The organism is Sphingobium sp. SG1, from assembly GCF_057063145.1.
On record NZ_JBVVOJ010000004.1, the window covers coordinates 434,549 to 454,931 of the forward strand.

The 20,383-nt window shown below is 66.4% G+C and carries 16 protein-coding genes; 4 read left to right on the forward strand and 12 right to left on the reverse strand.

Going from position 1 to position 20,383, the window contains the following annotated elements; translation table 11 throughout:
* The first annotated feature begins 10 nt into the window (after positions 1-10).
* Positions 11-1,969: an acetate--CoA ligase gene (gene acs / locus AC0KVN_RS12560; protein WP_435568003.1), complete on the forward strand. Its 1,959-nt coding sequence runs from the start codon at positions 11-13 to the stop codon at positions 1,967-1,969.
* An 84-nt stretch (positions 1,970-2,053) separates the two neighbouring features.
* Positions 2,054-4,387 carry a TonB-dependent receptor gene (locus tag AC0KVN_RS12565; RefSeq protein ID WP_435568002.1) on the forward strand — a complete coding sequence of 778 codons (2,334 nt, stop codon included), beginning with the start codon at positions 2,054-2,056 and terminating at the stop codon, positions 4,385-4,387.
* Between the two features lie 316 nt (positions 4,388-4,703).
* Here AC0KVN_RS12565 and AC0KVN_RS12570 read toward each other — a convergent pair whose 3' ends face one another.
* The 7 genes from AC0KVN_RS12570 to AC0KVN_RS12600 all read right to left on the reverse strand — a co-directional run bounded on the left by AC0KVN_RS12570 (position 4,704) and on the right by AC0KVN_RS12600 (position 10,180).
* Complete coding sequence (locus AC0KVN_RS12570; protein ID WP_010338486.1) at positions 4,704-5,216, reverse strand: c-type cytochrome; 513 nt, start codon at positions 5,214-5,216, stop codon at positions 4,704-4,706.
* Positions 5,217-5,228: 12 nt separating this feature from the next.
* A complete protein-coding gene (locus AC0KVN_RS12575) occupies positions 5,229-5,774 on the reverse strand; it encodes a methylamine dehydrogenase light chain (protein WP_004208334.1) in 546 nt (181 codons plus the stop codon).
* A 26-nt stretch (positions 5,775-5,800) separates the two neighbouring features.
* Positions 5,801-6,403 carry a thioredoxin domain-containing protein gene (locus AC0KVN_RS12580; protein WP_423300790.1) on the reverse strand — a complete coding sequence of 201 codons (603 nt, stop codon included), beginning with the start codon at positions 6,401-6,403 and terminating at the stop codon, positions 5,801-5,803.
* A gap of 7 nt (positions 6,404-6,410) precedes the next feature.
* Positions 6,411-6,944 (reverse strand): MauE/DoxX family redox-associated membrane protein, encoded by a 534-nt coding sequence (locus AC0KVN_RS12585; RefSeq protein WP_435568001.1) that lies wholly within the window; start codon positions 6,942-6,944, stop codon positions 6,411-6,413.
* A 2-nt stretch (positions 6,945-6,946) separates the two neighbouring features.
* Positions 6,947-8,125 (reverse strand): amine dehydrogenase large subunit, encoded by a 1,179-nt coding sequence (locus tag AC0KVN_RS12590; protein WP_435568000.1) that lies wholly within the window; start codon positions 8,123-8,125, stop codon positions 6,947-6,949.
* A gap of 145 nt (positions 8,126-8,270) precedes the next feature.
* On the reverse strand, positions 8,271-9,452 hold the full coding sequence (locus AC0KVN_RS12595; RefSeq protein WP_435567999.1) for an MFS transporter: 1,182 nt from the start codon (positions 9,450-9,452) through the stop codon (positions 8,271-8,273).
* A 74-nt stretch (positions 9,453-9,526) separates the two neighbouring features.
* On the reverse strand, positions 9,527-10,180 hold the full coding sequence (locus AC0KVN_RS12600; RefSeq protein WP_004208329.1) for a TetR/AcrR family transcriptional regulator: 654 nt from the start codon (positions 10,178-10,180) through the stop codon (positions 9,527-9,529).
* A gap of 213 nt (positions 10,181-10,393) precedes the next feature.
* Here AC0KVN_RS12600 and AC0KVN_RS12605 point away from each other — a divergent pair, with 213 nt between their 5' ends.
* Together AC0KVN_RS12605 and AC0KVN_RS12610 are read left to right on the forward strand one after the other, a co-directional pair.
* Positions 10,394-10,873: a c-type cytochrome gene (locus AC0KVN_RS12605; protein ID WP_037507609.1), complete on the forward strand. Its 480-nt coding sequence runs from the start codon at positions 10,394-10,396 to the stop codon at positions 10,871-10,873.
* Positions 10,874-10,976: 103 nt separating this feature from the next.
* A complete protein-coding gene (locus AC0KVN_RS12610; RefSeq protein ID WP_435567998.1) occupies positions 10,977-12,848 on the forward strand; it encodes a bifunctional sugar phosphate isomerase/epimerase/4-hydroxyphenylpyruvate dioxygenase family protein in 1,872 nt (623 codons plus the stop codon).
* A gap of 6 nt (positions 12,849-12,854) precedes the next feature.
* On the opposite strand, the gene AC0KVN_RS12615 is transcribed toward AC0KVN_RS12610, so the two are convergent.
* From AC0KVN_RS12615 to AC0KVN_RS12635, 5 genes are all read right to left on the reverse strand, one after another.
* Positions 12,855-14,168: a carbohydrate porin gene (locus AC0KVN_RS12615; protein WP_435567997.1), complete on the reverse strand. Its 1,314-nt coding sequence runs from the start codon at positions 14,166-14,168 to the stop codon at positions 12,855-12,857.
* Positions 14,165-15,061: a shikimate dehydrogenase gene (locus AC0KVN_RS12620; RefSeq protein ID WP_435567996.1), complete on the reverse strand. Its 897-nt coding sequence runs from the start codon at positions 15,059-15,061 to the stop codon at positions 14,165-14,167. The genes AC0KVN_RS12615 and AC0KVN_RS12620 overlap by 4 nt, the downstream gene beginning before the upstream one ends.
* Positions 15,062-15,086: 25 nt before the next feature.
* Complete coding sequence (locus AC0KVN_RS12625) at positions 15,087-16,442, reverse strand: MFS transporter (protein ID WP_435567995.1); 1,356 nt, start codon at positions 16,440-16,442, stop codon at positions 15,087-15,089.
* Positions 16,443-16,593: 151 nt separating this feature from the next.
* Entirely contained in the window at positions 16,594-17,499 is a 906-nt protein-coding gene (locus tag AC0KVN_RS12630; RefSeq protein WP_435567994.1) for a LysR family transcriptional regulator, read from the reverse strand.
* A gap of 158 nt (positions 17,500-17,657) precedes the next feature.
* On the reverse strand, positions 17,658-20,351 hold the full coding sequence (locus tag AC0KVN_RS12635; protein WP_434403433.1) for a TonB-dependent receptor domain-containing protein: 2,694 nt from the start codon (positions 20,349-20,351) through the stop codon (positions 17,658-17,660).
* Between the last annotated feature and the right edge of the window lie 32 nt (positions 20,352-20,383).

The following is a 20,383-nucleotide window of genomic DNA, read 5'->3' on the forward strand; positions in this document are numbered from 1 at the left end:
GGGAGCCATCATGTCCGAAGACCTGTTTCCGATACCTGCCGACTGGGCGGCCCATGCCCGCATGAACCAGGCGGCGCGCGCCGCCGATTATCGCCGGTCGCTCGACGCGGGCGACGCCTATTGGCTGGAACAGGCGCAGCGGCTGGACTGGATCACGCCGCCGACCCGCGCGTCGGACAGCAGTTTCGACGAAGCGGATTTCGGCATCCAGTGGTTCGCCGACGGCACGCTCAACGTGTCGGCCAATTGTCTCGACCGGCATCTGGCCGAGCGCGGCGACGTTACCGCAATCCTCTGGGAACCCGATGATCCGGCGGACGCCCCGCGCAGCCTGACCTATCGTGAACTCCATGCCGAGGTCTGCCGCTTCGCCAATGTGCTGAAGGATGCCGGCGCGCGCCGGGGCGACCGCATCACCATCTATATGCCGATGATCCCGGAGGCGGCGGTAGCGCTGCTCGCCTGTGCGCGGATCGGCGCGATCCACAGCGTCGTGTTCGGCGGCTTTTCGCCCGAGGCGCTGGCAGGCCGCATCACCGATTGCGATTCCAGCATTGTCGTCACCGCCGACGAGGGACGACGCGGCGGCAAGCGGGTGCCGCTCAAGGCCAATGTCGATGCGGCGCTGGCGCTCGACCATTGCACCAGCGTGCGCCGCGTATTGGTGGTGCGGGCGACCGGCGGGGCGGTGGCGATGCAGCCGGGCCGCGATAGCTGGTATGACGAGGCAATGGCCGGCGTCGCGCCCGACTGCCCGGCCGAGGTGATGAACGCGGAAGCCCCGCTGTTCCTGCTCTACACCTCCGGCTCCACCGGCAAGCCCAAGGGCGTGGTCCATTCGAGCGGCGGCTATCTGCTCTGGGCCAGCCTCACCCATGCGCTCTGCTTCGATTATCGGCCCGGTGACGTCTGGTGGTGCGCGGCCGATGTCGGCTGGGTCACGGGGCATAGCTATATCGTCTATGGCCCGCTGGCCAATGGCGCGACGACCCTGATGTATGAAGGCCTACCGAGCTGGCCGACGCCCAGCCGCATCTGGGAGGTGGTTGACCGGCATCATGTCCATACCCTGTTCACGGCGCCGACCGTGCTGCGCGCGCTGATGAAGGAAGGCGACCATCATGTCGCGAAGACCAGCCGCGCGTCGCTCAAATTGCTGGGCAGCGTCGGCGAGCCGATCAATCCGGAGGCCTGGCGCTGGTATCATGGCGTTGCGGGCGAGGGGCGCTGCCCGATCATCGACACCTGGTGGCAGACCGAGACCGGCGGCGCGATGATTGCGCCGATGCCGGGCGCTACTGACCTCAAGCCCGGCAGTGCGACCTTCCCCATGCCCGGTGTCGAGGCACAGATCGTCGATGGCGATGGCGTGGTGCAGGAGGGGGCGAGCGAGGGCAATCTGGTGATCGCGCGCAGTTGGCCCGGCCAGATGCGTACCGTCTGGAACGATCATGAGCGTTTCTTCCAGACCTATTTCACCACTTTTCCCGGCAAATATACCACCGGCGACGGCGCCCGCCGGGACGCGGACGGCTATTATTGGATCACCGGCCGGGTCGACGATGTCATCAACGTGTCGGGCCATCGCATGGGTACGGCCGAGGTCGAGAGCGCGCTGGTGCTGCATGCGACCGTGGCGGAGGCGGCGGTGGTCGGCATGCCGCACGACATCAAGGGGCAGGGCATCTATGCCTATGTCACGCTGAATGTAGGCGAGGAACCGAGCGAGGATCTGCGCCGCACCCTGACCCAATGGGTGCGAAGCGAGATCGGGCCGATCGCCACGCCGGACGTGATCCAGTTCGCGCCGGGCCTGCCCAAGACACGATCGGGCAAAATCATGCGCCGCATATTGCGCAAGATCGCCGAGGGGGAGGTGTCGGCCCAGGCGCTGGGCGATGTCAGTACGCTGGCCGACCCGAGCGTGGTTGCGGACCTGGTGCGCAGTCGCGCCGGGGTTGCCGCCTGATTTTCGCATGCGACCCAAGGTATAATGGAGGCGATCGCCAGCCCTCCCTAGCGTCCTTTCCATAAACAGAGATGGGAGTGGGATATGCGGGGCAAGGGCTGGCTTTGCGCGGGTCTGGCGGGCGTGGCGCTGATGCCGGGATTGGCGCAGGCCGGGGAACTGGAGGCTGGGCCCGCGCAGACGATCATCGTCACGGCGCCGGGCGGCGCGATCGATGTCGATGATGCGTTGTCCATTTCCGGCCGGGATATCGGCATCGGCGGCACGCCCGACCTGCTGGGCGCGCTGACCCGCAATATGGCCGGCATCACGCTGCAGGACGCGCAGAATAACCCCTGGCAGCCCAATCTTCTCTATCGCGGTTTCGTCGCCTCGCCGCTGCAGGGGCAGGCGCAGGGGCTGGCCGTCTATATGGACGGTGCCCGTTTCAACCAGCCGTTCGGCGATACCGTCCAGTTCGACCTGATCCCCGAGGCGGCGATCCGCAAGCTGAGCCTGCTCGATGCCAGCCCGGTCTATGGCCTCAATGCGCTGGGCGGAGCGATCCTGCTGGAGACGAAAGACGGGCGCAGCGATCCGGGGTTGGAGGCGAGCGCGACCGGCGGCCGTTTCGGCTATGCCGAGACGAGCATCGCCGGCGGTTTTGCGCGTGGCAATTTCAGCGCGTTCGGCGCCTTCCAATATAGCCATGACGATGGCTGGCGCGATCATAGCCCGTCGCATCTCTATAATGGCTATGCCGACCTGGGCTTCGATACGGAGAAGGGCGGGCTGCACATCAAGCTGGTCGGGGCAAAGACCGACCTGACCGGCAATGGCGTGTCGCCGGTCGAGCTGCTGGCGGCGGACCGGCGCGCCGTCTTCACCTGGCCCGATAACAGTCGCAGCAGCTATGGCCGGATCAGCCTGCACCCCTGGGTCGCGCTGTCCGACACGACCCGGATCGAAGGGACGCTCTATGCCCAGCGGCTGACCTTGCGCACGGTCAATGGCGACGCCGCCGATATCGAGGGGTGCGAGGATGAGGATGACGCCGGGCTGCTCTGCCTGGAGACGGTGGGTGGCGATGATGACGGAGACGAGGCGCAGGCGGTCCTGACCAACGCGAACGGCAATGCCATTGCCGACAGCCTCGGCGGCGAGGGCTATGGCGTGCTCAACCGGGGGCGGACGCGGACCGATGCGATGGGCGCGCTGGTGCAACTGATCGACGATCGCGCGCTTATGGGCGGCACCAATCATTTTGCGATCGGCATGAGTTACGACACGAGCCGCACCCGTTTCGACACATCGACCGAACTGGGCGCGATGACGGACGAACGCAGCGTCGAGGGGCTGGGATCGATCATCGTCCAGCCGGACGGCGCGATCGCGCCGGTCGGACTGGTCGCGCACACCGATTATTGGGGCGTCTTCGTGCAGGACCGGTTGCCGCTGGCGCCGGGGCTGACGGCGGAACTGGGGCTGCGCTGGAACCATGCGCGGATCGAGCTGGCCGACCAGATCGGCACGGCGCTGAACGGGCGGCACAATTTCCGGCGGCTGACCCCCGGCGCGGAACTGGACTATCGGGTTTCGGACGGGCTGTCGCTGCGCGCCGGCTATGCCGAAACCAACCGCGCGCCGACCCCGGCCGAACTGTCCTGCGCCGACGAGAATGCGCCGTGCAGCCTGACCAATTTCTTCATCGCCGATCCGCCGCTCAAGCAGGTGGTGGCGAAAAGCTGGGAGGCGGGCGGTTCGGGTCGCTTCGCCGTCGGGGGATGGACCGCCGACTGGCTGCTCTCTGCCTATCGCACCGGCAATCATGACGACATCCAATATATTGCGTCGGACATTCGCGGTCGGGCCTATTTCCAGAATATCGGCAAGACCCGGCGCCAGGGTGTCGAGGCATCGGTCAAGGCGGCGCGGGGCGGCTTTAGCGCGGGCCTCAGCTATGCCTTCACCGATGCGACCTATCGCAGCGCGCTGACACTGAGCAGCCCGGCCAATCCGGAGGCGAATGACGACGGCACGATCGACGTTCGTGAGGGCGATCGCCTGCCCGGTATCCCGCGCCATAGTGCGACTTTGAGCCTGGACTATGCCGGCACCTTGGGCGGTCAGCGCCGTTGGTCGATCGGCGGCGACCTGATCGCCCGGTCGGGCCAATATCTGGTCGGCGACGAGGCCAACCAGAATGCCAAAGTGCCCGGCTACCTGATCGCCAATATCCGCGCCGGCATCGACATCATTCCCGGCGTCACCCTGTTCGGCGAGGTCCGCAACCTGTTCGACCGCCATTATGCGACCTTCGGCACCTTTACCGAAGTGGACGAGATCGAACTGGACGAGGTGCCGGGCGCCAGCGACCCGAGAGCCTATGGCGCGGGTGCGCCACGCCGCTGGTATGCCGGGGTGAAGGCGACATTCTGAAGCATGGCGGCGCCCGCGATCGGGCGCGCGTCTGCCGAAGTTCACAGTGTAAACGGCCTATCGGGGCCATTTGCGCCTGTCGCGCACCTGCGACGCGTCGGTAACGCGCCTGTGCCGCGCCGGGGGTAATGGGGGCAGGGGCATGGAAGCGCGTCGCTCTTGCCCCTACCGCGCGCCCATGACGCGACAGCCGCGCGCCACATAGGCGCCTGCCACGCGCCGGGCGGCCGGGTTGGGCGAGGGGGAACAGCCTCTGTCGCATGGCGAGGGATAGAACAGAAAAGCGGCATGTAGGACAGCGATGCCCGTGGCAGCGCTATCGCCCTGCAGACGGGAACATCTGCCGCAGGGACGCGGGCGCATGGCATTTGCGGATCGCGGTTTCGACATGGCGGGCGCGTTCGGCGGTCAGCGAGGCGGCGGACAGGGCGAAGCGCCGTTCATGGGCGACTTCCTCGGCGGTGAAGGGCGTGCTGCCCTGCGGCACGCTGCCGCCGCCCAGGCCGAAGACGACGAAGTTCATCATGTCGGCCAGTTGCTGATTATCCTTGATCCGGCTGAGCGCGACATTGGGCAGGCGGATGAGATAGGCGCGGGTCTGGGGCGTGCAGAGGAACCAGCCGACCCGGCCGCGCAGTTCGGGCAGGGCCGCAGGCGCGGCGCTGCCCTGTACCCCGTGGCAGCCGCCGCAATTTTCGACATAGTCGGACCGGGCGAGGTCCGGGTCAGTGATCGCGCTGGGCAGCAGGCCCATCGGCGGCAGGGCGGCGCGGCCGATGCCGACCGCGCCGAGCAGCGCCAGCGATCCGATCAGCAGCGCGTGCCGCATGCCCTGCCGGCCTCAGCTGGCCGCGCCGACCAGCACGGCGGTCGAACAATGATATTCCATGCTGCTGGTGCCGAAGCACCAGATCACGTCATTGTTGAGCTGGGGCATGTAGAGCTGGGTCTCGCGATCGGTATTGTCGCAGCCGCACTGGCCGCAGGCCGGCTTGCCGCAGCAATCGCGATAGGCGATCAGATAGGCCTTGCCGTCGTCCGGGTTGATGCAGGTGCCGACCCAGGAGACGGGTGAGGGCTCCGAACCCGCCGGGCAGCTGTGAATGCCGCCGCCGCAACAGGTGCAGAGCGCGCCGTCGATCGCGCAATAGCGCCAATAGTCGCACTTGGTCTCGTCCTTGCTCTGCGCAGTGCGGGCAAAGGCGGTCTTGGCCTCGGGTGAGCGGTCGGGCTTGGCCGCTTCGGCGCGGCTGACCGGCAGCAGCGGGAAGGCGGGCGCGGCGACCAGGGCGGCCCCCAGGCGCGAGAGCATCGAGCGGCGCGATGTCCCCCCGGCGAGGCGCCGCAGCAGCTTTTCCCCCATGGCGTCGGCGTCGAACTTCTTCATGTCACGGACCCCCTTTGAACTTGCGATCAGGCCGCCTGGGCTTTGAGCGAACCGATATAATCCTGCACCGTGGCGATCCCCATTTCATGGGCGACGACCAGGCTTTCGAGATGCTCGCGGCTGTTGACCAGTCCCTTGGACAGGATGGTGCCCTCGGCATCGAGCAGCACGGCGAAAGGCAGCTTGGCGACGCCATAGGCCTGGCCCGCCTCCGGCCCGTTGACGAAGGCATAGCCCTCTAGCCCGTGCTGGGCGATCATCGCGCGCTGGGCGGCGACATCATCGTCGCCCACGAAGGTCAGCGCGACCCGCTCGTCCCGCGCGAAGGACTTGGCCATCGGGATGATATTCTTGCACAGCGGGCATTGGGCGGAGACGAACATCAAGAGGCGCAGCGCCGTGCCATGGGCATGGCCGCCGATCGTGACGGGCGCGCCGTCGATGGTGCGGGCGTCGATCTTGACGATGGCGTCGCCCACCGCCGGGCCGCCGCTGGTGGCGAGCGCGCCGGCGGGCGCGACGCGGATGTGCAGCACGCCGACCTGCCGCGCGACCGCCAGCAGGGCGATGCCGAGCGCGAAAATGGCGACCCAGGACAGGATCTGCGCGATGATGAGCGAGGTCAGCATAGGTCTTCTATCTCCGGTAGGCGGCGGCGGGCGTGGCGATCAGCGCCAGGATGGCGCCGAGCAGATGGAAGGCGAGGAACAGGGCAATGCCGCCAGCGGCCGCGGTGGCGATGTCCAGCGCGGACAGCGGCGGGGCAGGCAGCAGGCGCGGCGCGACCAGCGCGATCAGCAGCAGGTTACGGATCACCAGCGGCCAGCCGATCGGATGGCGTAACTGTGAACGTCCGCAGCCACAGTCGATATGGCTGCGCCCGCGCGCGATGTTGATCGCCATCGCGCCGGCAAAGAGGCTAAGCAGCAGCATGGCAAGCAGCACCGGCACCGGAGCCAGACCGGCGATCAGCGTGGCGCCGATGGCGATCTCCGCCAGTGGCAGCAGGGTCGCGGCGGGCGCGACCAGCGCCGGCGGCAGCAGCCGGTAATTGGCGATCACGCCGGGCAGCAGGATGCGGTGGCGCAGCTTCGATACGCCCGCCTGCAACAGGATGAGGCCGATCCCGATGGCAGCCGCCAGCGCGGCGATCGCCAGACCCAGTGCCATGGTCAGGACGGGTCCGCGACCGTGATGGTGCTGCCGCCGGCCTTCTCGATCTTGTGCTTTTCTTCCCAGGTGGCGAGGTCGATGACAAGGGCGGTGCCCTTTTCGCCGTCCATGATGAGCAGCGGCTTGTCGGACTGGGTGACCTCGATATTGTTCATTGGCTCTTCCAGCGGGCGGCGCTTCACCACCTTCTGCGTGGCGAGATCGACTTCCCACACTTCCGTGCCGGACGCCTTGTGCGACCAATATTCGCCCATGTGCATCAGCACGAACAGATGGCCGGTGGCGCGGTGCAGCGCCATCGGCTGGCGCCCGCCCGGATACCAGTTCAACTCCAGCGGCTTGGTTTCGCCGGGACGGATACCGGCGGCGGCCTGGATCGAGAAGGGGGCGGAGATGGTCGGCGCCGGGCCAAGCTTCGCGGTCCAGATCTGGCCGGTATAGCTGAGGAACGTCGTTTCCTTCTTCTTCCGGTCATAGGTGAAATTGTCGAAGATCGGATCGTCGGTGGCCGAGAAGAAGGGCGCGCTATGGGTGATGTCGGCCTTGCTGCCGGTCAGCTTCACGGTGGCGAGCGACCCGTCGGCGCACAGGGCGGAGAAGCCTACGCCCGGATTGGGCATCATGCTGGCGCAGCCGGGCACTTCGACATTGGCGACGAACTTGCGCTTCACCAGATCGACGATGTTCACCGAGGAGGCGGGGCTGAGATTATAGACGAAGCCGGTCTTGCCATCGTCGCTGATGATGAAGTTGTTCTTGCGCGATCCGATCAGGATGCGGTCGGGAATGGTGATTTCGGTGACCAGCTTCAGCTCGCGCGTGTCATAGACCGACACCATGTCCTGCCGCGTGCCGCGATCTCCCTTCGACCAGATGGTTTCGGCGACATAATAATATTTGCCGGCCGGATCGATCGCCATGTCGGCGAGGCGCCGGGTTTCGACCATGCCCACCATCTTGCCGCTGTCGCCGTCGAAGATGCTGGTGCCCGGCATGTCCCATCCGCCGTCGACGAAGAACCAGTTGGGCTTGGGCGGCTCCATCGTCACGACATCGGACGTTTCCGGCTCCAGCGCGGCCGTGGCGTCGGCGGGCGCGGCATGGACGGTGATGGCAGCGCACAGGGCGAAACCCATGGCGGCGGTGGCGAAAAATCCCCTGACGGCGGCGCTCGACATCTGGCGTGATCCCCCTTGATCGGTGCGGCGGCGCTGGACTCATCTGGTCCGCGTTTCGCCGCTGGAATGAAGGCTGGACAAGTGTCAAGGATTGGTCAAGGGGGTGGAGAGGCTTCCCGCAAAATATTTTTGCGCCGCAGCAAAGCTAAGCGATAATCTCGTGAACGCCCTCGATCCGGGGCAGGCGCAGCCGGTCGGGTGCAGCCGCCACCAGCAGCGCGAAACAGCCGCCGGTGAGCGCGACCAGCGCGCCATCGACCAGCCCCTGTTGCCCCAACCCGTCGGACAGCAGCGATCCCGCCACCGGCCCGGCGATCATGCCCAGGCTGTGGACGCAGGCGACGAAGCGGCGGAACAGCGGACTGCCGCCGCCCGCTGCCGTGGCAAGGCCGGAAAAGCGGATGATGGTGGCGGTCGACCCGATATTGAGCAGGCCGATCGCCAGGATGAACAGGGTCGGTGCGCCGGGGTGAGTGAGGGCGAGCGGGGCGAGCAGGCAGAAGGCGCACAGCAGGCCGGTCATCGGCAGCGGCACGATGCTCTGTTCGCGCATCAGCGCGATCGCGGTTAGCGCGCCGATCACCGACCCGATCGCCACGGCTTCGCCGATCACGCTGTCGTCGATGCCGGCGGCCAGTGCCAGCGCGCCGGAAAAGCTCCAGATCATCATGGTGGCGGCGATGAAGCAGAACAGGGCGACGGCCAGCGCCCAGGCGCGCGGCGGGGTGGGCGCGCGTTCATTGGCGTCGCCGGTGGGCGTCTGCGCCGGATCGGCGGCCGGCAGCAGCAGGCTGAGCAGCAGCACGCCGATCGGTGCGAGCGCCAGTAGGCGCAGCGCAGCGGCCGGCCCGGCGCTGTCGCCGATCGCCGGCAGAGCCAGCGCGACCAGGGTGGACAGCAGCAACTGGACCAGGAAGACGGCGGCATAGGCGCCGGTCGGGCGCTGCGAGGCGGCGGCGCTCATCGCATGGGTATAGGCGACACCCATGCCGACGCCGAACAGGCCGCGCGCGACGATGAGCGTTGCCAGTTCGTCGAGCGCCGGGGTTATCAGGCTGGCGGCCAGTGCGATCAGCGCGGCGAAGGCCGGCGCGCCGGCCGGCAGGTGTGCGCCGCCGCGCCAGACCAGGATCGCGCCGATCGCCATGCCACCCTGGGTCGCGCCGACGATCCAGCCATGGTCGGATGGATCAAGCCCGGTGGCAGCGGTCAGCAGGGTGAGGAAGACGGGATCGATGCCGGGTTGCAGCAGCGCGAGCGCGGCGGCGGCGATGCAGGCGATGGTCCGGTCCGGTGCCCATCCGGGCAATATACGGCTTTGCGTCATGATGGCCCCCACAGCATGAACAGGCGCCGGTGGCGCCCCTGCCGTTCAGACCATCTCTCCCCCTTGGGGCGGCGTCAGGCCGCTTCTGTCATCAGCCCTGCAAGATCGCGCGAAGTCACCGTCTTGGCAAGATGCACGAACGACATTGCCGCCAGGGCGGTAAACACCGGCATCTTGGCCGCCCAGGGCTTCTGATGCCCCAGGAAAGGCGTCGATCCTTCCATCGACGCGCTGATGAAGAGGGCGACGCTATGCACCTCGTCCGGGGACAGGGCCGGATTGATCTGCGCGACATATTCGCCGATCACCTCATGCACCTTGCTGTAGAACAGGCGCACCCGGTCGGCGACGAACTCGCTCTGGTTGGCGAGCGCCCAGAGTTCGGTGAACAAATGGGTGGTGCGCTTGGTCTGGATATCCTCCAGGCACAGGATGATGACCAGCTTCAACCGTTCCTCGGCGGTGAGGCCGGGCTTGCGCACCATCTCCTCCAGCAGCTTGTCATAGGATTCCAGCATCTCGTCCAGCATCACCTGGATCAGCATTTCCTTGCGCGGGAAATGATAGCTGACATTGCCGACCTTCATGTCGCAGCGCGCGGCGATGCGGCGCAGGGTGAAGGCATCGGCACCCTCGTCGATCAGCACGTCCAGCGCCGCCTTGAGGATCTGGTCCACCGTTTCGGACCCGCGGGCATAGATGCCGGGCCGTGAGGGAGCGAGTATCATATCACATCTGCCTTGGCGGCCCTCCTACCACGGCGCGGCCCGGTTCGCCACCCTTTGCGCATCGCTCGCAACGGCGGGCTTGACGAATATTTGAAGACTGTCCAGTATTCACTCATCCACATAATCTTGGGAAGAGGCGTGAAATCCGGTGCGGCACCCTGGCGGGGGCGGCTTCCGGGGCAAACGTCCATATGTGCGGGGACATTTCAGGCGATGATTCAGGGTATCAAGCGCGTCACTTTCTCTCTGCTGGCGGTTGCGGCGGCTGGTTTGCCGGGGGCGGCACAGGCGACCGGTCCGCAGACCTTCGCCAATCGCTGCTCCATGTGCCATCAGCCCTCGGGCGCTGGCCTGCCGGGCCAGTTCCCGCGCCTCAATGGCCGGGTGGCGCAGATCGCGACCAGTCCGGAAGGGCGGCGCTATCTCGCCATGGTGCTGCTCTATGGCATTTACGGCCCGATCACCGTGGACGACAGGAAGATCACCGGCCTGATGCCGGGCATGGGCACCATGTCCGACCAGGATATTGCCGATGTGCTCAATCATGCGGTGTCGCTCAAGAAGGCGGCCAAGCCCGCCGCGCCCTTCACCGCGGCGGAGGTCGCCAAGGTGCGCGCCGGCGGCAAGCAGACCGCGGCGCAGGTCGCGGCCGAGCGCGGCCGGCTGGCGGGCAAGGGGCTGATCCCGTCCTGATCCGGGCGGCAATCCTATAACTCTATGCTATGGGATAGTCGGTCTTGAGCGGTTAAATGGCGGTGCCGGGCTGTGAGATAAGGGGGCTTCAAGGAGATCCCCCATGTCCAACGCCATCGCCACCGTCTCGCTGCGCGGCACGCTTGAAGAGAAATTGCGCGCCGCTGCGGCGGCCGGATTTGCCGGGGTCGAGATATTCGAGAATGACCTGATCGGGTCGGAACTGGCGCCGCGGGACGTGCGGCGCATGCTGGACGATCTGGGCCTTGCCTGCATGCTCTACCAGCCCTTCCGCGATTTCGAGGGGATGCCGGGCGCGCTGCGCCAGCGCGCCTTCGACCGGGCCGAGCGCAAGTTCGACCTGATGGGCGAACTGGGCACCGATCGCATCCTGGTCTGCTCCAACTGCTCGCCCGCCTCTCTGGGCGAACGGGAGCGGATCGTCGACGATTTCCGGGATCTGGGCGAGCGGGCGGCCAAGCGCGGCCTATTGGTGGGCTATGAGGCGCTGGCCTGGGGCCGGCATGTGTTCGATCATCGCGATGTCTGGTCGATCGTCGAGCAGGTCGACCATCCCCATATCGGCATCATCCTCGACAGCTTTCATTCGCTGTCGCGCAAGATTCCGAGCGAGAGCATCCGCGATATCCGTGGCGACAAGATCGTCTTCGTCCAACTCGCCGATGCGCCGCTGCTTGATATGGACCTGCTCTATTGGAGCCGCCATTTCCGCAACCTGCCGGGTCAGGGCGGGCTGGATGTCGCCGGCTTCGTCGCGGAGATATTGGCCACTGGCTATGACGGGCCACTGTCGCTGGAAATCTTCAACGACCGGTTCCGCTCCAATGCGGCGACGCTCGTGGCGGAGGACGGGCATCGTTCGCTCGACTATGTGCGCGATGCGGCGCTGCGGCAGTTGGGGCGCCCGTCGACCATGCCCGCGCCGGAGCCGGTGCTGGGCGCCGAGTTCGTGGAATTCACCACCGCCAGCGCCGATTCCGCGCGGCTGGGTCGCACGCTGGCGACACTGGGCTTCAGTCTTGCCGGCGAGCATCGCCAGAAGAAGGTGACGCGATGGCGCCAGGACGGCGTCAATCTGGTCGTCAATGCCGAGCCCAAGGGCTTTGCCAGCGCCTATCGTGCGGCGCATGGATCGTCCATCTGCGCGATCGGCGTGCGGGTGAAGGACAAGGTGGCAGTGCAGGCGCGCGCGGCGGCGCTGGGGATCAAGGCCTATAGCGCGGAAGGGCGCCCCGGCCGGATGGCGATGCCGGCGCTGCGCGGGGTCGGCGGCAGCCTGGTCTATCTGATCGACGATAATGAGGTCGAAGGGCTGTGGGCACGGGAGTTCCAGGCGATCGAGGCAGCGCCCGATGCGCCGGTCCATGCCCATGGCTTCGACCATCTCGCCGCCGTCGTCCATAATGACGAATTCCTGTCCTGGCAGCTTTACTGGCGTGCCCTGTTCGGGCTGGAGGCCAAGGCGGCGCAGGATGTGATCGATCCGTCGGGACTGGTGCATAGCCAGGCCTTGCAGGCGCCCGACGGCGCTTTCCGCGTGACGCTCAATGCGTCGGACGCGCGCGAGACGCTGTCGTCCCGCTTCCTCGATCAGGGGATTGGCGGCGGCTATCAGCATGTGGCGCTGGCGACCGACGATATCTTCGCGACCGCGCAGGCATTGTGGGATGAGGGCGCGGCGGTGCTGACCATCCCGGCCAATTATTATGCGGACATCGCCGCGCGCTTCGGCTTTGACGATGCGCTGGTGGCGCGGATGCAGGCGCTGGGCATCCTCTATGACGAGGACGCCGATGGTCACGGCTTCTGGCAGCTTTACAGCCGCGCCTTCGACAAGCTGTTCTTCTTCGAGTTCGTCCAGCGCGATAGTGGCTATACGGGCTATGGCGCACCCAATGCCGGCGTCCGGCTGGCCGCACAGAACCGGTTCCGCGCCGAGAATCCGGTCGATTGAGCGGGGTCAGAGGATCAGCTTGATCGTCATGCCGGCCACCACCGCATCGGGATAGCGGCTCGTCGCCCCGACGCGGTGGATATATTGAAGGTTGGGGCGCAGCAGCAATGCGCGGGTCGCCTGCCAGCCATAGAAGATTTCGCCGCTCGCTTCCCAACGCTGCGGATCGACATCCTGTCCCAGCATCTGCTGGTCGCGCTGGCGATCGGCAATGCGCGGATTGACCCTGGCATAGACGAGGCCGAGGCCGAAATTGTCCCTGGGCCGATTGTCCCACAGGCCGCGCGCGACGAAGCCGCCGCTCAGGAACAAGGGCACGCGCGCGGTCGCCCGGTCGGACAGGGTCATGGTGCCGAACAGCGACAGGCCGCGTTCGCCGGGGCCGAAGCGGACGATCATCTTTTCCGCCATGGCCCAGGCGCTCCACCGTTCGCGCCGGGTGGCCGGGGCGAGGGCGGACAGGGCGTAGGAATCGCCATTGGCGTCGGCATAGACATCGGGCTTGTCGGTCGTGTCGATGAGACCGCCGACCCGGACCAGACCGGGCAACTGTCCCTCGCCCTGGCCCGATTTCCAGCCCAGTTCGACCGGCAGCACGACACTGTCGAAACGCGGCGCCAGTTGCCAGCCATTGCCGGTCTGGGCGCGGATGCTGTTCACTTCGAAGGCGGCGACGCTGATGCTCAGCCCATGGCCGATGTCCTGCCGGGCGCGAACGCCCCAGCGCGGGATCGGGAAGCCGGAAAAGCCGCTATTGTAGAAGAGCGTGGTCGGGCGCGGGCAGAAGGCGAAATTCTGGAACTGGCAGCCCGAGGGCAAGGTCGCGAAATCGTCGCCCGTATGATAGAGGCCGATCTTGAGCGCGGTCGTGCCACCATTCAATTGCTGCTCATAGCTCAGTTCCGCCGGCCGCAGATCCTGCCCGCCGCCGAACAGTTCCTGCACCTCGAACAGATTGCCGATGCGGGTGGCGGTCAGATCCTGCCCCTTGCGATGGATGATCGTCGCGATGATCTTCCCGCCTGAAAGGCCGAACGCCTTGCCGGTGTCGACGACCGCCGATGCCAGCAATTGCTGGGTATAGGCTGCGCCCTGATCGCGCCCGCCGCTGATCGATGCGGCGCTTTCGGAGACATAGGAGAAGGTGAGGTTGACGCCGCTGTCCTTGAGCCGTGTGCGCCAGCCGGGCTGGGGCGCGGCCGGTGGCGGGGGTGGGGGCGTCTGAGGTCCGGCGGGCGGACCTTGCAATTGCGGCGCGGGTTTGACCGCTTCGGCGACCTGGACGGGCAGGACGATGGCGGGCGGGCTGTCGGCGATCATGGCGCGACAGCCGCATCGGTCGCGCGGGCGAAGTCCGCCAGCATGCGGTTGCTGTCCGGTGCGACCGCTGTGAACAGGGCGAAGGCATGGGCCGCCTGCATCACCGCCATGCCGCCGCCGGTCAGTATGGCGCAGCCCTTGGCCTGCGCCGCCACCAGCAACGGGGTGTGCAGCGGGAAATAGATGATGTCCGACACCCATTGATCGGGCGTCAGCAGATCGGGATCGAAGGGCAGGCCGGGATGGCTGAGCATGCCGATCGGGGAGGTCTGGACCACGCCATCGGCGTCCGCGATGGCATCGGCCGCATGGGCCATGGCCTGCACCCGCGCCGCCGGGAAGAGCGCGCCAAGCCGATCGGCCAGCGCCGCCGCTCGGTCCTGTGCCGGATCGACGATGGCAAGATGCGTCGCGCCAAGCTCGAGATGGGCATAGCCGACCGCTGCCGCCGCGCCGCCCGCACCGATCATCGCGATCCGGCCGCGCGGGCGATCGGCAAGGCCGGCGAGGAAATGGGCGCGATAGCCCGACCAGTCGGTATTGTCGCCATGCGCCCGGCCGTTGCGGAACAATATGGTGTTGACCGCGCCCAATGCCCGCGCCGCGTCGGACAGGCTGTCGAGCAAGGGGATGACCGCCTGCTTGAAGGGATGGGTGACGTTGATCCCGTCAAAGCCCATCGCCCCCAGCACCGGCAGCAGGCGGGGCAGGTCGTCCGCGCCATAGCCCATCCGATCGGCATCGAGAATTCGGTAGACGAGGGTGAGGCCGAGCGCCTTTGCCTCCGTCTCGTGCATGTGCGGGCTGCGCGATCCGGCGATGCCCTGGCCGATCAGGCCGCAGAGAATGGACGCGCGGAGGCGATCCGCGACGGGCGCGGGGGACTGGAACATGGCATTATCCTTGGAAGAGGGGCGGTCAGTCGGCCTTGGGCAGGCGGATCATCGCGGCGCAGATGCCCGCGATGACGGCCGGCACCGCGAAGACACCGAAGATGACAGGCAATGAGACTTTCGCCGCGAGCAGGAAGCCGCCCAGCATCGGCCCGATCACCGCGCCGATCCGGCCGACGCCCATGGCCCAGCCGATGCCGGTGCCGCGTGCTTCAGGCGGATAGAGGCTGGCGGCGAGCGGGTAGCAGCCGTTGAAGCCGCCCTGGACGAAGACGCCGATCAGGAAGGCGGTGGCGAGCGTCGCGACCAATGGCATGGCGACCGATCCGAACAGCACCAGCGTGACGGCTGCGGCCGACATATAGCCCAGAATCAGACGGCGCAGGTCGAAATGGGTGCCGGCGATGCCGATCAGGGTCACGCCGACAAAGGCACCGATATTGTAGATGGCGCCGGCATAGATGGCGTCCTTGGCCGGCAGGCCGGCCTCGACCGCCAGCTTGGGAATCCAGCTGATGACGAAATAGAGCGTCATGAAGCCCGAGATGGTGGCCATCCACAGCAGGATGGTGCCGGTCGCGCGGCCATCGGTCAGCAGGCCGCGCACGCCGGCCTTGTTGGCTTCATGCACCTTCCTGGCGGGCAGCGTATCGACCGCCGGCTGGCCCATCGAGCGGAGCAGGCGGTTGGCCTTTTCCAGCGCGCCTTTGGGCTGGCGGCTGAGCAGGAAGTCGATGCTTTCGGGCAGCAACAGCCAGACGAAGGGCAGGGACAGGGTGCAGAGGATCGCCGCGCCCAGCAGCATCGCCTGCCAGCCGTAAATGGGCAGCAGGTTGGCGACGACGAAGCCGGTGATGGTGGCGCCGACCGGATAGCCGGCCTGGAGGAAGCCGACCGCGAAGGTGCGGTGCCGGGGCGGGGCATATTCGGCGGTCAGCGCCGCCATGCTGGCCAGCACTGTGCCGATGCCGATGCCGACGATGAAGCGGCTGACGATCAGTTCGCCGATATTGGCGGCCATGGCGGAGCCGAACATGGCGCCGGCCATCATCACCAGCGACGCGAGGATCAGCTTGCGGCGGCCGAACTTGTCGGCCATCGGCGCGATCAGCAGGCCGCCGGCGGCCATGCCGGCCAGCCCGGCGCTGAACACCACGCCCAGCCTCTCGGGTGTCACCTGCCAGTCGGTCGACAGGGCGGGGGCGATATAGGACAGGATCAGCACGTCCATGCCGTCGAGCATGTTGAGGATGAAGCAGATGGCGACGACCAGTATCTGACGCGCGGTCCATAGGCTGTCCGATGCGACGGGCGCAGCCTGGCCGTCAACGGTCACATAGGGCCGCACGGACACGCTGCCGGTGGCGGAATAGCTGGCCATTTCGAATAACGCCTTTCATCCTCTCGCGGCGCCCTGCGCCCTTGCCTTGCTTGTCCGGTGGCCTGTCGGCTTCTATTCTGCGGATGGCTATGCCTCATCCATTCAATAGGTAATTTCCACCGCTCCAGATGCGCTTCGCTATATCGCTATGTTATGGCTTTGGCGGGCGCGGCAGGGCGAGCATCGCACTGCGGGCAATCTCCTCGAAGGTTTCGCCGATGATGGCGCGCGGCGATTCCATATTGCGGTTGATATAGACCGGAAGCACGCCGGGGTCTTCAAATTCCAGGAAGCGGACGGTGTCGGCATGGGGCTGCATCGCGGTGAAGCTGTCGACCAGCGCCACGCCCATGCCGTTGGCGACGAAGGCGACGGCGGTTTCGGCGAAGCGGATATAGGTGGAAACGTCCGGCTCCTGCCCGGCGCGGGCAAACATGTCGGCGATGATCCGGCCATGGGGGGTGTCGGGGCGGAAGGATTGCAATTGTGCGCCGGCAAGGTCCGCCACGCCGATCCGGTCGCGATCCGCCAGCGGATGATGGCTGGGCACGGCGCAGACCATGCGCCCGGCGCCGATCCGGCTGGACAGGATGTTGGGATGGTTGATCGGAAAGACGGTCAGCGCATATTCGCCGCGCTGGAGCGCGAGATAATCGATCGCCTGCTCGACCGAGAGAATGTCGAACTGGATGGTGAGGCCGGGATAATTGGCGCTGAGGCGGGCCAGCATCTGGGGCAGGATCGAATGGCCGAGCGAGGGCGATGCGCCGACGCGAAAGGTCTTGTCTTCCCCCTTGGCCAGTCGGCGGATGACATGGGCAAGATCGTCGAAGCCCTTGTAGATGCGCTCGATCTCCTCGAACAGCACGCCGGCTTCCTGGGTCGGCACCAGTCGGCCGCGGGTGCGGTCGAACAGGCGGAACTGCAGCCTGTCCTCCATATGGCCGAGCATCCGGCTGAGGCCGGGCTGGGACGTGCCGAGCATCCGCGCGGCGCCGCTGACCGTCTTGGTAATCATGACGGCGCGGAAAATTTCTATCTGTCGAACCGTGAGCATCGAACGTCCATGATCCTGCACCGGATGGATAGCGCGTGCTAGCCCAGCGGGGCGGCGCATGAAAGCCCGCCGCATGGGTGCCGGTCGTTCGAAGGCGGGTTTTCAATGTGCGCGGGCAGGGGGCAAGGGGTTGCCCGCGCACATCGGTCAGCCAGGGATCAGAAGCGAACCTTGGCACCGACCGTCATGTAACGGCCGATCGTGTCATAGTGGATCGCGCCATAGGTGGTCAGCGGCGGATCGCGGTCGAACAGGTTGTTGACGTTGGCGAACAGGGTGAACTTGTCGACATTCACCTGGGCGCCGAGGTCGACATAGACGCGGGCGGCGATGTCGTTGTTGGCGATGTCCAGCGCATGGTTGAACTTGCCGCCGCCGACATAGCGGACGCGGGCGTCGACCGAGACGTCCTGGCTGCTGTAGTTGATCGACCCGGTGGCGCGCCAGTGCGGCGTGCCGAAGCTGACATTGTCGCCCACGTCACCGGCGCGGTCGACGCTGGTCATGCCGTCGTTGATCAGCACCTTGTCGACATAGGTGGCGAGGCCCCGGAAGCGCATCGTGCCGCCCAGGCCGCCGCTCACCTTGCTCAGCGGCAGGGTGTAGCTGGCCTCGATATCCACGCCGGCGGTCTTGTATTCGGCCAGGTTGATATAGGTGGTGTAGATGGTGGTCGGGGCACCCGAGCTGTCCCGCACGATCTGGCTGCACAGGTCGGTATTGCCGTTGGCGCAACCGCTGATGACGTCCTGCGCACCCAGCGAGGTGATCGCGTCCTTGAGCTTGATGTTGTAATAGTCGACCGACAGGTTGAAGCCCGGCAGGAAGGTCGGCGTGAACACCGCGCCGGCGGTCAGCGTGCTGCCGATTTCGGGCTTCAGGTTCGCATTGCCGCCGCCATAGCGGGTGATCGAGTAGGTGCTGCCATTTTCCGCGACCGTGGTGAAGCTGGTCGTGGTGGTGGTGTAGAGTTCCGCCAGGCTGCCCGAGCGGATGTCACGCGACCGCGACACGCGCAGCAGCAGATTGTCGAAGATGCGATCGGTCACGCCCAGCTTCCACGACCAGATGCCGCCGCTGGTGCTGTAGCGGCTGTAGCGGGCCGCGCCGTTGACATCGAGCTTGCTGAACGGCTGGTCGAGCAGCGGGATGGCGACTTCGCCGAACGCTTCCTGGACGTTGAAACCACCGTCGAGCGGCGAGAAGTTGAAGCGGCTGAAGCCCTTGGCGGCCGAGGTGGCGTCGAGGCTGTTGGTGACCTGCTCTTCCCAGCGGGCTTCCGCACCGAAGGCGACCGAAACCGGGCCGGCCCAGGTGGAGAAGGGATCGCCGCGCAGGCTGGCGCCGGCGCTGTCGAGCTTGGTGGTGTAGACGACGCGGGCGACATTGCCGAACACATAGTCGATCGCGTCCTGGCTGGCGGCGCCTTCGCCCAGGATGTTGAGCGGGCGGCAGGCGGTCGTCGGATCGGTGAGCGCGGTGCGGCAGACGATGTTGCCGCTGCTGTCGGTCACGGCATCCAGCGCGGCGGTCAGATTCGCGCCGGTGATCTGGTTGTCATAGCTCTGCATGTTGCGGTTTTCGCCATGGCTGTAATAGGCCGAATAGCGCCATTTGCCGTCCGCGAAGCTGCCATCGACGCCGATCGCGCCTTCCACATTCTGGCGATAATAGCCGAAGGTGCGATAGCCATAATCCTCGAAGAAGCGGCCGACCTTGATGCTGGTCTCGCCAGCGGCGGCGAGTTGATCGCGGATCGACTGCGACAGATAGGGGTTGCTGGCCGACAGGGTGTAGGTGCCATTTTCCGCATAGAAGGGATATTTGGCCCAGATGCGGCTGTAGCTGCCGTCCGCCCAGAAGGTGGCGTCGCCCACTTCAAAGCTGGCGCGGGCATAGCTGTTGACGCGCTGATAGGGGTTGGTCAGCGCATATTCGTCGTTGGTGGCCACGCCTTCGCCGCCGACCATGGTCGAACCGCTGATCTGGCTGCCGTACTGGAAGGCGCGCAGCGTGCCGTCCGAATTGAAGGTCTGGCCCTTGAGCGTGCCCGAGGTGATCAGGCCGCCGAGGCTGGTGGTCGAGCTGTTGACGTCGCGCACCAGGATATAGTCATGGTCGCCGGTGGTCGGCGAGAAGAGGTTGGCGCTGCCGACATTCTTGCGCGAATTGCGGTCGAGAATGCCCTCGTCATTCTGATATTCGGCGCCGATCATGAAGTGGCCGCGACCGTCGGCGAAGTGGGTGCCGAAGGTGCCGTCGAAGCTGTAGCGATAGCCGTCGCCACGCGACGACACGCCGTTCTGCGCGCCGATGGTCAGGCCCTCCAGATCATCGTCCAGCATGATGTTGACGACGCCGCCGATCGCGCCCGAGCCCCAGGCTGCGCTGGCGCCGCCGGTGACGATCTCGACCCGCTTCACCAGGCCCTGCGGCACGGTGTTGAGGTCCGACGAGCCGGTGAAGCGGCGGTTGTTGAGCAGGGTCAGGGTGCGGGTGACGCCGAGGCCACGAAGGTCCATCGCCGACGAGGAGGAGTTGGTGTTGGCGACGGTGCTGGCCGGCGACTGGGTCGCGCGGAACTGCGGCAGGTCGTTCAGCACCTGCGCGATGCTGGGGCGGGCGCCCTGGCGCAGTTCGCTTTCGCCCACGACGGTGGTCGGGGTCGGCGCGTCGAAGCCCTTGCGGTCGATGCGCGAACCGGTGACGACGATCGAACCGGCGTCATCGTCGGCGGCGGGCGTGCTGTCCTGTGCCATGGCGACCTGCGCCGTGGCGAGCGACAGGACCAGAGCGGCCCCGGCGCTGCCCGCCATCAGCAGGCGGCGAAATCCAGTGTCTTCAATACGCATTTCCAATAGTCCCCTTTTGCTCTTGCTTTGTT